The following is an 11,754-nucleotide window of genomic DNA, read 5'->3' as shown; positions in this document are numbered from 1 at the left end:
CGCTCCCCTGTCAGCGCACCCCGGTATGGCCGAATCCACCCGTTCCCCTGGCGCTGTCGGTGAAAGTATCCACTACCTGAAGCGCCACGCGTGCAATCGGCAGTACCACCAGCTGAGCGATGCGATCGCCGGGCTGCAGGGTGAACGGCTCACGCCCGCGGTTCCAGGCGCTGATCAGCAACGGGCCCTGGTAATCGGCGTCGATCAGGCCGGTGCCGTTGCCCAGCACGATGCCGTGGCGATGGCCAAGCCCGGAGCGCGGCAGCACCACGGCGGCCAGGTTCGGGTCGGCGATGTGGATGGCGATGCCGCTGGGAATCAATGCGGTGTCACCCGGCTGCAGGGTGAGCTCGGTCTCCAGCGCGGCGCGCAGATCGAGCCCGGCGCTGTGTTCGGTGGCGTAGGCCGGCAGCGGCCATTCGTCGCCGAAACGCGGGTCGAGCAGCTTGACCTGCAGGGGCTGGAGGGAGGAATCGATGGTCATGCGTGCAACCTCTGGGCAATCAGGGACAACAGTTGTTCGGCCAGCACGGCCTTGGAGGTGCCGGGGAACACCTGTTCGCCGCCCTGCCAGTAGGCCGTGGCCGCGTTTTCATCGCTTTCGAAACCGCCGGTGCTGATTCCGACCTGGTTGGCGATCACCAGGTCCAGGCGCTTGTCGACCAGCTTGCCGCGCGCGTACTTCTCCACATCGTGGGTTTCGGCAGCGAAGCCGACCACGAGCTTGAGCGCGTTGGTCTGCGCGGCGACCTCGGCCAGGATGTCCGGCGTGCGCACCAGCTCCAGGGTCAGGCTCTGGGTGCCGGCGGTCTTCTTGAGTTTCTGCGGGGCGACCTGGCGCGGGGTGTAATCGGAGACCGCGGCGGCGCCGATATAGATGTCGGCCGGCAATGCACCAAGCACCGCTTCGCGCATCTGTGCGGCCGAGCGCACATCGACACGCTGCACGCCGGCGGGCGTAGCCAGCTGGACCGGGCCACTGACCAGCACCACCTGCGCGCCGAGGCGGGCGGCCGCGGCGGCCAGGGCATAGCCCATCTTGCCGCTGCTGCGGTTGCCGACGTAGCGCACCGGGTCGATGTCTTCATAGGTGGGACCGGCGCTGATCAGCACGCGCAGGCCCTTCAGTTCGCTGGTGACCGGCGGCTCGGCGGGGGCTGGCGCGTGCAATCCGGCCAGCGCGGCCACGATCGCGTGCGGTTCGGTGAGCCGGCCGGGGCCGGATTCGCCTTCGGCCAGTGGACCGTCTTCCGGCCCGATCACCTGGGCGCCGCGCTCGCGCAGCAGGCCGATGTTGGCCTGGGTGGCCGGGTGCAGCCACATGCGGTGGTTCATCGCCGGGCACACGGTCAGCGGCGCGGTGGTAGCCAGGCACAACGTGGTGACCAGGTCATCGGCGTGGCCGTTGGCCAGGCGCGCGAGCAGATCGGCGGTCGCCGGGGCGACCACGATGCGGTCGGCCCAGCGGGCCAGCTCGATATGGCCCATGGCCTGCTCGGCCGCGCTGTCCCACAGGGTGGTGCGCGTCGGCTGGCCGGACAGCGCCTGGAAGCTCAGCGGCGTGACGAACTGCTGGGCCCCGGCGGTCATCGCGACCTGCACCTGGGCCCCGGCATCGCGCAGGCGGCGCACCAGTTCCAGCGACTTGTAGGCAGCGATCCCGCCACCAACGCACAACAACAGCTTCTGGCCTTCCAACGGGCGCGCGGCCGCCGGAGAAGCCTGGGGGGAGTCAGCCACCTTGGGTGTTCCTGTCGAACCGAGGCGATTAGCTTACCCGATGGTCCGTAAGCCGCCTGATGCGCCAGCGGCATAAGGAGGCAGGTTTTCGTCATAAGCAACCGCCGGACTTGGCACGATGCCCTGCATTTACCGACACGATGCCGCCCGGTTCACCGATGGTGGCCCGCCCGGCCCCCGATGGAGACTGAGGCCATGTCGATCCGAGACTGGCCCACGGCCGAGCGTCCCCGCGAAAAGCTGCTGGCCCAGGGCGCCGGCGCGCTGTCCGATGCCGAACTGCTGGCGATTTTCCTGGGCTCGGGCCTGCGCGGGCGCGATGCGGTGGAGACCGCGCGCGACCTGCTGCAGTCCCATGGTCCCCTGCGCAACCTGCTCGACCTTCCTGCCAGCGCGCTGGCCGCCCTGCCCGGCCTGGGCCCGGCGCGCAGCTGCAAGCTGGTGGCCGGGCTGGAACTGGCGCATCGGCATCTGGCGGCGGAACTGGCACGGGGCGAAAGCCTGCGCGACCCGGCCGCCGCCGGGCGGTACTTCAAGCAGCGGCTGCGGGCGCGGCCCAACGAGGTCTTCGCCGCCCTGTTCCTGGACAACCAGCACCGCACGCTGGCATGCGAGGAGCTGTTCAGCGGCACGGTGGATGCAGCCCCGGTCTACCCGCGTGAAGTGGTCCGCCGCGCCCTGCTGCACAACGCGGCCGCGGTGATCGTCAGCCACAACCACCCCTCCGGCAGCGCCGAGCCCTCGCTGGAGGACCGCCGGATCACCGCGCTGCTGCAGCAGGCCCTGGCGCTGGTGGATATCCGGCTGCTCGACCATGTCGTGATCGGCGACGGGGCACCGGTATCGATGGCTGCGCGCGGCTGGATGGGCGCCGGAACCGCCTGATCCGGGGCGGAAAACGGCGCCGCTCGGTCCCGGTTCAATGGATCGGGGTGGCTTCTGGGCTAAAATTGCCGATTCCGCCGCTCCAGTCCCAAAGCAGGCCTTGTGAAAAATCTCCTCCGCGCCCTGATCAGCCAAGGCATCGAAGCCTTGCGCGCCAACGGCACTCTGCCGGCCGATACCCTGACCCCGGAATTCGTGGTCGAACGCCCGAAGACCCGTGAGCACGGCGATTTCGCCACCAATGCCGCGATGCTGCTGGCCAAGCCGGCGCGCAGCAACCCGCGCGCCCTGGCGCAGGCGCTGCTGGATGCGCTGCCCAAGAGCGATGACGTGGCCCGCGTCGAGATCGCCGGCCCGGGCTTCATCAATTTCCACCTTGCCCCCAGCGCTTACCAGCGCGAGGCGACCAGCGTGCTCAAGGAAAGCGCCGATTACGGCCACAACCTGAGCGGCAACGGCCGTACCGTGGGCGTGGAATACGTGTCGGCCAACCCGACCGGTCCGCTGCATGTCGGCCACGGCCGCGCGGCGGCGATCGGTGACTGCCTGGCGCGCCTGCTGGAAGTGAACGGCTGGAACGCCAAGCGCGAGTTCTATTACAACGACGCCGGCGTGCAGATCGAGAACCTGGCGCTGTCCACCCAGGCGCGTGCGAAGGGCCTCAAGCCCGACGACGCCGGCTGGCCGGAAGCGGGCTACCGCGGTGATTACATCGAGGATGTGGCCAAGGCCTACCTCGCCGGCGCGACGGTGGAGCTGGAAGGCCACTCGGTGGTCGGCGAGCGCGACCCGGACAACCTCGATGCGATCCGTCGCTTCGCGGTCGCTTACCTGCGCAACGAGCAGAACCAGGATCTGGCCGCGTTCGGCGTGGACTTCGACATCTACTTCCTGGAAAGCTCGCTGTACAAGGACGGCAAGGTCGAAGAGACGGTCGCCCAGCTCAATGCGGCCGGCCACACCTATGAGGAAGGCGGCGCGCTGTGGCTGCGCTCGACCGACTTCGGTGACGACAAGGACCGCGTGATGCGCAAGTCCGACGGCACCTACACCTACTTCCTGCCGGACGTGGCCTATCACCTGAGCAAGTGGCAGCGCGGCTACGAGCGCGCGATCACCGAACTGGGCGCGGACCACCACGGTTCGCTGGCGCGCGTGCGTGCCGGCCTGCAGGCGCTGGACGTCGGCATCCCGAAGGGCTGGCCGGAATACGTGCTGCACCAGATGGTGACGGTGATGCGCGGCGGCGAGGAAGTGAAGCTCTCCAAGCGTGCCGGCAGCTACCTGACCCTGCGCGATCTGATTGAAGAAGCCGGCCGCGATGCGACCCGCTGGTTCCTGATCGCGCGCAAGCCCGATTCGCAGCTGACCTTCGATATCGATCTGGCCCGCCAGCAGAGCAACGACAACCCGGTGTTCTATGTGCAGTACGCGCATGCCCGCGTCTGCAGCCTGCTGCGCCAGGCGCAGGAGAAGGGCCTGAGCTACACGCCGGCCGAAGGGCTGGCCGGTCTGTCCTCGCTGGGCGATGACGCCTCGCTGTGGCTGATGGTGGAAATGTCGCGGTTCCCGGAAGTCGTCGAAGCGGCCGGCCTGGCGCTGGAACCGCACCTGATCGCGCAGTACCTGCGTGAATTGGCGCACGCCTTCCACACGTGGTATCACGGCACGCAGGTACTGGTGGCCGACGAAAGCGAACGCAACGCCAAGCTGACGCTGGCCTGCGCCGCGCGCCAGGTCCTGGCCAATGGTCTGAACATCCTGGGCGTATCCGCCCCGGAAAAAATGTAAGCAGTGGAGAAGCAGTAAATGGCAGCACGACGCGGCAAGAGCCAGGCACGGCGCAACAGCAACCAGGGCACCCCGGGATGGGTGTGGCTGGTCGCGGGTGTGGCGATTGCGGCCGTGGTGTTCCTGGCGGCACCCAATCTGTTCAAGAACGACGGTGACGGTTTCCTGCGGGTCGGCCCGCAGCCGGACCCGAACGCCCAGCCAGCCCCGGTGAGCGATGCCGACACCGATGTGGGCACCGAGCTGCCCAAGCCGGGTGCCGCCAAGCCTGCCGAACCGGCCAAGCCGGCAGCGACGCAGTACGACTTCTACACCCTGCTGCCCGGCAAGGAAGTGGAAATGTCCGATGCCGAGCTGGCCGCCAGCGCACGCGCCGAAGACCAGCGCCGTGCCAAGGCCGAAGCGCAGCGCGCGCAGGCCGCGCTGGAAGGCCGTCCGTTGCCGCCCGCACCGGCGCCGACCAGCACCGCCGCGACCACCACGCCTGCGCCGGTCAGTACCGCGGCGTTGCCGGCCCCGGTGAATGAACGTCCGGCCGCGACGCCCGCGCCGGCTGCCGCGGCACCGGCGGCGGTGGCCACCGTGCCCAAGCCGGATGCACCTGCGGCCACCGCACCGGCGGCCGCCGCCGCCGCCGATCCGGCCGCGGGCAACGTGCGTTACATCCTGCAGGCGGGCGCCTTTGGTGCCTCCGGCGATGCCGAAGCGACCAAGGCCAAGTTGGCGATGATCGGTTTGGCGGCGCGTGTGGAATCGGCGCAGATCAACGGCAAGACGGTGTACCGCGTGCGCATGGGGCCGTATGGCAGCGCCGGTGAACTGGCCGAAGCCAAGCAGAAGCTGGATGGCACCGGGCTGCAGGCGATGGCGATCAAGGCGCAGTAAGGCGCGCTGCGACGGATACAGGAACGCCGGGCATTGCCCGGCGTTTTTTTTGATCGCCCAGAGCAGCCGGCCAACGGTCGGCTCTACCGGGTGGGGGTCCGGTTGGATCAGTCGCGCGCGACCTGGAAGCCGGCGAACGATTGGCTGACCGGCATCACTTCGAGGCGATTGATGTTCAGGTGCGCCGGCAGCGAGGCGACCCAGAAGATCTGCTCGGCGATGTCGTCGGCGGTCATCGGGTTGGCACCGGTGTAGAGCTTGTCCGAGGCCGCCTGGTCGCCATGGGTGCGGACCACGGTGAACTCGGTTTCGGCCATGCCCGGCTCGATCGTGGTCACGCGCACGCCGCTGCCGTGCAGGTCCGAGCGCAGGCCCAGCGAGAACTGGCTGACGAAGGCCTTGGTGCCGCCGTAGGCGTTGCCGCCGGGGTAAGGGTACACACCGGCCACCGAGCTGATGTTGATGATCGCACCCTTGCGCGCGACCAGCTGCGGCAACAGGCGATGGGTCAGCGTCACCAGGGCGGTGACATTGGTGTCGATCATGGTGCGCCAGTCTTCCAGCGAGGCGCTCTGGGCCGGGGCGGTGCCCTGGGCCAGGCCGGCGTTGTTGACCAGCAGGTCGATGTCGGCGAAGCCAGCCGGCAGGGCGGCCAGTGCCGCTTCCATCGCCACGCTGTCGCGCACGTCGAACACCGCCGCGTGCACGCGCTCGGGACCGTAGGCATCGACCAGCGGCTGCAGGCGTTCGGCACGGCGCCCGGTGGCGATCACGCGCCAGCCGGCCTGGGCGAAACGGTGGACAGCGGCGGCGCCAAAGCCGGAGGTGGCGCCGGTAATCAAAGCGGTACGGGTCATCGAGGTACTCCGTGGAGATCCCGACCATTTTCGCACCGATGCGCGCCCGGTGTAGCGCCGGGCGCCGCCCGGCTGACCGGCGCCACGGGTCGTCCCGTCATCGGATGCGGAACACGCGTGCCTTGGGCAGGTCTTCGTCCACCTGCAGGAACCAGCGCCCGGCGATGCCCGGCACCACGACGATCTCGGGGTTGCTGCGGGCCGTCTTGAGCTTCATATCGCCCTTGAGCACCTGCCACTGCTGGCCGTTGTCGAGGGTGAACACGGTGCCCGGTGCCCAGCCGTCCACCTGGCCGGTGACCTTGGCGTTGATGGGACCGTCATCCAACCCGGGGAACATCGGGGCCGGCGCCCCCGCTCCGCCGGCCGACGGCGCCGCACCAGCCACCGGCGCCGGGGCATCGGCCTCGGCCTGGCGCAACAGGCGGTTCAGGGCCTGCAGCTGGGCCGGGGTCAGCCCGACCTCGGCCAGCGCCTGCGGATCCAGCCGCTGCTCCAGCGCCACATAGGGGGCCTGCGCCCATGCCGGGGCCGCCAGCAACATGCCCACACACCCGAGTACCTGCCACCTGCGCATTGCCTGCTCCACTGCCTGTCGATGCCTGATCGCGGCACTGTGCTTCACTTTCATGGCAGCCAGATGACAGCGACCACCGGTCGCAGCCGGCCACGCGCCCGGCACGGGGTAAAATGGCCGCCAGCCGCGCAGCCGCGCCGGCGGTATTGGACGTCCCATGATCAACAACGATGTACTGCGCAGCATCCGCTACATGCTCGACCTCAGCGACGGCATGATCGCCGACACCTGTGCCCTGGCCGATCCGGCCTTCGTGGTCGACAAGGCCGATGTGGCCGGCTGGCTGCGCAAGGAAGACGAAGAAGGCTTCGTGCCCTGCGACGATCGCACCCTGGCGCATTTCCTGGATGGCCTGATCGTGCATTTCCGTGGCCGCGACGAGAGCCAGCCGGTGCGCCCGGTGGAAAAGCGCATCACCAACAACCTGGTGCTGAAGAAGCTGCGCGTCGCCTTCCAGCTGAAGGATGTGGACATGCACGAAGTATTCGACGCCGCCGGTTTCTCGGTCTCCAAGCCGGAACTGTCCGCGCTGTTCCGCCAGCCGGACCACAAGAACTACCGCGCCTGCGGTGACCAGATGCTGCGCAATTTCCTCAAGGGCCTGACCCTGCGCGTGCGCGGCGCCTGAGTGAAGCCTTGGTGCGTGGCTCCGGTGCCGGGGCCACGTGCTGCAGCAGTTCCTCCATGAAGGCCCGCGCCGCTGGCGTGGGCAGGTGTGACCAGACTGCATGCACGCGCCGCGTCGGTGCTCCCTGGATCGCCACACAGGCAACGCCGCTGAAACCGGCCGCGATGGCCTGCGGCACGATGCCGACCGCCAGACCCTGCTGCACGAAGCGCTCGACCAGCGCCATGTGATTGATCTCGAACGGCACCCGATGCGGCAGCCCTGCAGCGGCGAAGACTTCATCGGTCTGGCGGCGCGCACCGCTCCCATGCGGGAAGTCCACCAGCGGCAGCTCGGCCAGCGTCGCCAACGAGAGCCGTTTACGGCTCGCCAATGGGTGGTCGGGGGGCAGCACGGCCACCATCGCCTCCTCGGCCAGCAACTGATGCTGGGTGCCCTCGATCGGGGTATCCGGCGACAACCCGACCAGCGCCACATCCAGCCGCCGCTCGCGCACATCGGCCATCAGCACTTCGCTCTTGTCCATGCGCAGTCGGAACTCCACCTGCGGGTAGCGCCGGTGGAACGCCGCCAGGCAGGCGACCAGATCCACCGCGGTCAGCGAGGTGATCTGACCGATGTGCAGAATGCCGCGCACCTGGCCACCGACGGCGGCAACGTCCTCGCGCAGATGCCGCAGCGAGGCGAGCACCTGGCGCGCGTGCGTCAAGAGTGCTTCACCGGCGGGCGTTACCCTGACCTGACGCGGCAGGCGCTCGAACAGCGTTGCCTGCAGTTCGTCTTCAAGGTGGGCGATCTGGTGGCTCAGCGCCGACTGCACGACGTGGCAGCGCTGCGCGGCACGGGTGAAGTTGCCCTCCTCGGCCAACGCGACCGCGAACTCGAGCTGCTTGAGGTTCATCGCGCCATCTCATTTTCAGATGCATCGGATGATAACTATTCATTTCCCTCATTTGCTCATCAGGCGGACACTGGCGCCCCTTCTCTCCCGGAGCCCGTCATGAGTAACGACGTGCCCTCACCGCTCAGCCGTTGGCAGGTCCTGTTGATGGCCTTCGCCACCGGCGTAGCCGTGGCCAGCAACTATTACGCGCAGCCGCTGCTGCATACCATCGCCGGCCAGTTCGGCGTGTCCTTCGCGCGGGCGGGCACGGTGGTGACCGTGGCCCAGCTGAGCTATGCGGCCGGCCTGATCCTGCTGGTGCCGCTGGGCGATCTGTTCGAACGCCGCCGGCTGATCGTGGTGATGTCACTGCTGTCGGCGGCGGGGCTGGTGCTGAGCGCGCTCAGCCATCAGTTCGTGTGGCTGCTGGTGGGCACCGCGCTGACCGGCCTGTTCTCGGTGGTGGCGCAGGTGCTGGTGCCGTTCGCGGCGACGCTGGCGCGGCCCGAAGAACGCGGCCAGGTCGTGGGCACGGTGATGAGCGGTCTGCTGCTCGGCATCCTGCTGGCACGCACCGTGGCCGGCGCACTTTCCTCGCTGGGCGACTGGCGCACCGTGTACTGGATCGCCGCGGCCGCGCTGGTGCTGACCACGGGCATGTTGTACCGGCATCTGCCGCGCTTCCATCAGACCGCCGGGCTGGGCTATCTGCAGCTGTTGCGCTCGATCGGCACGCTGTTCGCGCAGGAACCGGTGTTCCGCCTGCGCACCGTGCTGGGTGCGCTGAGCTTTGCGATGTTCGCGATCTTCTGGACGCCACTGGCGTTCCTGCTCGCCGCCGAACCGTATGGCTACAGTGATGCGACGATCGGCCTGTTCGGGCTGGTGGGTGCGGCCGGCACGCTGGCGGCCGGTGTGGCCGGGCGCATGGCCGACCGTGGCAAGGCGGCGCTGGCGACGACCGTGGCGCTGGTCCTGCTGGCCGCATCATGGCTGCCGCTGGGCTTTTCCACGCACTCGCTGATCGCGCTGGTGGTGGGTGTGATCGTGCTGGATCTGGCCGCGCAGCTGCTGCATGTAAGCAACCAGAACGTGGTGTACGCACTGCGTCCGGAAGCACGCAACCGGCTCAACGCCGGCTACATGACCGGCTATTTCATCGGCGGCTCGCTGGGCTCACTGGTCTCGGCGCAGGTGTTCGATCGCTTCGGCTGGACCGGCGTGTGCGTGACCGGTGCCGGCGTCGCGATGGTGGCCATCGCGGTGTGGGCGGTGGCGGTAGTACGCCGGTAGAGCCGACCGTTGGTCGGCTGCATTGTGCGCCGCCTGGGGCAGCCGACCAACGGTCGGCTCTACCCGGTGGGGTTTGCACCCGACGTTTGGAATATCGGGTGAGGTTGGCTCAAGCAGCCGACCAACGGTCGGCTCTACCGCGCGGGGTTGGTGGGCGCTCCGTTAGAAGGCGGTCTGCACCGCGAACTCGATGCGCGATCCCGCATTGCCCGGGAACAGCTGTTTCGCGGCACGGTCGGTGTCGTGCCCGGTCACCCGCAGTTCCCACGGCCCGTGCACGCGCCACACTACGCTGAGCTGTCCATGCAGGTAGTCATCGGCCTGCGCGCTGTCCAGCCAGTAGTGGCCCACCGCGCCTTCGATACGCCACTGCTCGCCCAGCGGCAGGCGTGCGCCGAGCTGGGCATAGGTGCCGCCGTGGCCACCGGCCAGTGCGTTGTCGGACACCCCGACCTGCAGCCAGGCGCGTTGCCGCCAGGTCACGGCGCCGTTGAGCTCGGTCCAGTCCAGATCGACGGTGCTGGAGGGATAGACGTAACGGGTCAGGTTGACGTCCACGCTCCAGTCCGGCGCCACCGCGCCGCTCCAGCCGGCCACCACATCGAACTCGCTGCGTGCGCCGTTGTCCGGCCGGAACGAGACGCCCGAGCCCCAGGCCGAGGCGTACCAGCCATGGGCCGCGCTGAGCTTCACGCCGGCCTGCACGGCCGGATCGCCGTCGCTCTGGGAACTGCCGCGCCAGACATAGTCCGAGGTCAGCGTCGCATTTCCTTCCACCGCGGCCGCTGCCGCCCCGCTCATGACCAGCCCCACCAGCACCACGCCGCCGCGCAGGCGCCGTTTTGTTTGATTACCCACCACGTGTCCCGCTCCAGATGACGGCCGCGCCGTCGAGAGCGACAGTGTCCTCAGGCACCGCGTAAAGCCGCCATGGCGTTGCCGGGCGATCGGCGCAACGTTTCTGTAAATCCTGCGTCGGGGTGGTGCCCGGGGGTGCGCGGTATCATGGCCGCTCTGACCTGTTGCGAGTAATGGCGTGGACGCGATCCTGACCCCGGTATCGATTGGCGAGCTGATCGACAAGATCACCATCCTGGAAATCAAGGCCGAACGCATCGCCGATGCCGGCAAGAATGCCAACGTCCGCAAGGAACTCGACGGGCTGTGGCCGCTGTGGCAGCAGCAGGTCGGCGCGCAGCCCGGTCTGGAGGCGTTGAAGTCGCAGCTCAAGGCGATCAACGAGCGCATGTGGGAGATCCAGGACCAGCTGCGCGACAAGGAAGCAGCGCAGGTCTTCGACGATGCCTTCATCCAGCTGGCGCGTGGTGTCTATGGCACCAATGGCGAGCGGGTCAAAGTGAAGAACGAGATCAACCGCATCGCCGGCTCGCAGCTGGTCGAAGAAAAGCAGTACCAGGGCGAATAAGCCCGCCGGAACGCGCCGGGCTCAGTGCCCGGTCGCGGCCATGAAGCGTTCGCGGTCCTGCTGGGTACGCCGGCGGATTTCCGCCAGCGCTTCGTTCTCGGTGGCTTCCAGCATCGATTCGAACAGCCGCTGGAAATGGTTGCGCATGGCCGACCGCGCCGCTGCCGGGTCGCGCTGGCGCAGTGCATCCAGAATCCGGGTGTGTTCCTCGTCGCGGGTGTCATCGTCGTTGTGGCAGACGTTGGCATACACCTGCTTGACCCGCGGCAGTTCGTTGCGCATCCGCCAGATCAGCTGCACGCAGTGCTCCACCACCGGGTTGCCGGCGATCCGCGCGATCGACAGGTGGAACTGGCGGTCCGCCTCGCTGGCCGCTGCTTCACCCGAGTTGGGGTCGACCATGGCCGCGATCAGGCCGGCCAGGTCCTCCAGTTCGGCATCGGTGATGCGGCTGGCGGCCATCGCGGCCGCCTCAGCCTCGATCACCGCACGGGCGGCGGTCAGGTCGAACGCCGAGACGTCGGGCAGTGCGCCCGGCGCCTGCGACGGTTTGGCCTTCACGTACACGCCGGAGCCGGTCTTGATGGTGATCAGGCCCTGCGCTTCCAGTGCGATTTCCGCCTCGCGCACCGTCACCCGGCTCACGCCCAGGCGTTCGGCCAGGTCGCGTTCGCCGGGCAGGCGCGAGCCCGGCGGGAATTCGCCCTTCTCGATCAGCGCGACGATTTCGGCGGCAATGGACTGGTACAGACGGGGTTCGGACATCATCAAAGGCCTGGCTGACAGGTG

Annotated in this window: 13 protein-coding genes; 6 read left to right on the top strand and 7 right to left on the bottom strand. The window is 68.4% G+C overall.

Going from position 1 to position 11,754, the window contains the following annotated elements; genetic code table 11:
* Positions 1-10 precede the first annotated feature (10 nt).
* Both dut and coaBC read right to left on the bottom strand, forming a co-directional pair.
* Complete coding sequence (gene dut, locus ACTT2I_RS19600; RefSeq protein ID WP_046272982.1) at positions 11-484, bottom strand: dUTP diphosphatase; 474 nt, start codon at positions 482-484, stop codon at positions 11-13.
* A complete protein-coding gene (coaBC, locus tag ACTT2I_RS19595) occupies positions 481-1,740 on the bottom strand; it encodes a bifunctional phosphopantothenoylcysteine decarboxylase/phosphopantothenate--cysteine ligase CoaBC (protein WP_421100157.1) in 1,260 nt (419 codons plus the stop codon). Before coaBC ends, dut begins: the two co-directional genes overlap by 4 nt.
* A gap of 195 nt (positions 1,741-1,935) precedes the next feature.
* On the opposite strand from coaBC, the gene radC reads away from it, so the two are divergent.
* The 3 genes from radC to ACTT2I_RS19580 all read left to right on the top strand — a co-directional run bounded on the left by radC (position 1,936) and on the right by ACTT2I_RS19580 (position 5,301).
* Complete coding sequence (radC, locus tag ACTT2I_RS19590) at positions 1,936-2,625, top strand: RadC family protein (RefSeq protein WP_421100156.1); 690 nt, start codon at positions 1,936-1,938, stop codon at positions 2,623-2,625.
* A gap of 102 nt (positions 2,626-2,727) precedes the next feature.
* Complete coding sequence (gene argS / locus ACTT2I_RS19585; RefSeq protein ID WP_421100155.1) at positions 2,728-4,416, top strand: arginine--tRNA ligase; 1,689 nt, start codon at positions 2,728-2,730, stop codon at positions 4,414-4,416.
* An 18-nt stretch (positions 4,417-4,434) separates the two neighbouring features.
* Positions 4,435-5,301 carry an SPOR domain-containing protein gene (locus tag ACTT2I_RS19580; protein ID WP_421100154.1) on the top strand — a complete coding sequence of 289 codons (867 nt, stop codon included), beginning with the start codon at positions 4,435-4,437 and terminating at the stop codon, positions 5,299-5,301.
* Positions 5,302-5,408: 107 nt separating this feature from the next.
* Here ACTT2I_RS19580 and ACTT2I_RS19575 read toward each other — a convergent pair whose 3' ends face one another.
* Both ACTT2I_RS19575 and ACTT2I_RS19570 read right to left on the bottom strand, forming a co-directional pair.
* The gene (locus ACTT2I_RS19575; RefSeq protein ID WP_019185578.1) at positions 5,409-6,158 is read right to left on the bottom strand and encodes an SDR family NAD(P)-dependent oxidoreductase; all 750 of its coding nucleotides are present in this window, start codon (positions 6,156-6,158) and stop codon (positions 5,409-5,411) included.
* Positions 6,159-6,255: 97 nt separating this feature from the next.
* Positions 6,256-6,735 (bottom strand): hypothetical protein, encoded by a 480-nt coding sequence (locus ACTT2I_RS19570; RefSeq protein WP_253247625.1) that lies wholly within the window; start codon positions 6,733-6,735, stop codon positions 6,256-6,258.
* A gap of 157 nt (positions 6,736-6,892) precedes the next feature.
* On the opposite strand from ACTT2I_RS19570, the gene ACTT2I_RS19565 reads away from it, so the two are divergent.
* Positions 6,893-7,363 carry a DUF1456 family protein gene (locus ACTT2I_RS19565; RefSeq protein WP_088432353.1) on the top strand — a complete coding sequence of 157 codons (471 nt, stop codon included), beginning with the start codon at positions 6,893-6,895 and terminating at the stop codon, positions 7,361-7,363.
* On the opposite strand, the gene ACTT2I_RS19560 is transcribed toward ACTT2I_RS19565, so the two are convergent.
* Positions 7,329-8,264: a LysR family transcriptional regulator gene (locus ACTT2I_RS19560; RefSeq protein ID WP_421100153.1), complete on the bottom strand. Its 936-nt coding sequence runs from the start codon at positions 8,262-8,264 to the stop codon at positions 7,329-7,331. The two genes, ACTT2I_RS19565 and ACTT2I_RS19560, sit on opposite strands and share 35 nt — an antisense overlap.
* Positions 8,265-8,363: 99 nt before the next feature.
* Between ACTT2I_RS19560 and ACTT2I_RS19555 the strand changes: the two genes are divergently transcribed.
* On the top strand, positions 8,364-9,539 hold the full coding sequence (locus tag ACTT2I_RS19555) for an MFS transporter (protein WP_088432355.1): 1,176 nt from the start codon (positions 8,364-8,366) through the stop codon (positions 9,537-9,539).
* A 162-nt stretch (positions 9,540-9,701) separates the two neighbouring features.
* Here ACTT2I_RS19555 and ACTT2I_RS19550 read toward each other — a convergent pair whose 3' ends face one another.
* Entirely contained in the window at positions 9,702-10,340 is a 639-nt protein-coding gene (locus tag ACTT2I_RS19550; RefSeq protein WP_421100166.1) for a TorF family putative porin, read from the bottom strand.
* A 235-nt stretch (positions 10,341-10,575) separates the two neighbouring features.
* Between ACTT2I_RS19550 and ACTT2I_RS19545 the strand changes: the two genes are divergently transcribed.
* On the top strand, positions 10,576-10,965 hold the full coding sequence (locus ACTT2I_RS19545) for a DUF6165 family protein (protein ID WP_088432356.1): 390 nt from the start codon (positions 10,576-10,578) through the stop codon (positions 10,963-10,965).
* Positions 10,966-10,986: 21 nt separating this feature from the next.
* Here ACTT2I_RS19545 and ACTT2I_RS19540 read toward each other — a convergent pair whose 3' ends face one another.
* Positions 10,987-11,730, bottom strand: a complete 744-nt coding sequence (locus tag ACTT2I_RS19540) for a FadR/GntR family transcriptional regulator (RefSeq protein WP_088432357.1) — start codon at positions 11,728-11,730, stop codon at positions 10,987-10,989.
* Positions 11,731-11,754 lie beyond the last annotated feature (24 nt).

The sequence above is a fragment of the Stenotrophomonas sp. PUT21 genome (genome assembly GCF_052232875.1).
Taxonomy (GTDB): domain Bacteria; phylum Pseudomonadota; class Gammaproteobacteria; order Xanthomonadales; family Xanthomonadaceae; genus Stenotrophomonas; species Stenotrophomonas maltophilia_N.
Note: the sequence above shows the minus strand (reverse complement) of the source record. Positions and strands in the feature narration are given on the sequence as shown.

What these genes read in the sequence shown, in the direction of transcription:
- ACTT2I_RS19560 (WP_421100153.1), bottom strand. Translation starts at nt 8,264, where the DNA reads ATGAACCTCAAGCAGCTCGAGTTCGCGGTCGCGTTGGCCGAGGAGGGC.
- ACTT2I_RS19540 (WP_088432357.1), bottom strand. Translation starts at nt 11,730, where the DNA reads ATGTCCGAACCCCGTCTGTACCAGTCCATTGCCGCCGAAATCGTCGCG.
- ACTT2I_RS19555 (WP_088432355.1), top strand. Translation starts at nt 8,364, where the DNA reads ATGAGTAACGACGTGCCCTCACCGCTCAGCCGTTGGCAGGTCCTGTTG.
- ACTT2I_RS19565 (WP_088432353.1), top strand. Translation starts at nt 6,893, where the DNA reads ATGATCAACAACGATGTACTGCGCAGCATCCGCTACATGCTCGACCTC.
- ACTT2I_RS19575 (WP_019185578.1), bottom strand. Translation starts at nt 6,158, where the DNA reads ATGACCCGTACCGCTTTGATTACCGGCGCCACCTCCGGCTTTGGCGCC.
- radC (WP_421100156.1), top strand. Translation starts at nt 1,936, where the DNA reads ATGTCGATCCGAGACTGGCCCACGGCCGAGCGTCCCCGCGAAAAGCTG.
- ACTT2I_RS19580 (WP_421100154.1), top strand. Translation starts at nt 4,435, where the DNA reads ATGGCAGCACGACGCGGCAAGAGCCAGGCACGGCGCAACAGCAACCAG.
- ACTT2I_RS19550 (WP_421100166.1), bottom strand. Translation starts at nt 10,340, where the DNA reads ATGAGCGGGGCGGCAGCGGCCGCGGTGGAAGGAAATGCGACGCTGACC.
- dut (WP_046272982.1), bottom strand. Translation starts at nt 484, where the DNA reads ATGACCATCGATTCCTCCCTCCAGCCCCTGCAGGTCAAGCTGCTCGAC.
- ACTT2I_RS19570 (WP_253247625.1), bottom strand. Translation starts at nt 6,735, where the DNA reads ATGCGCAGGTGGCAGGTACTCGGGTGTGTGGGCATGTTGCTGGCGGCC.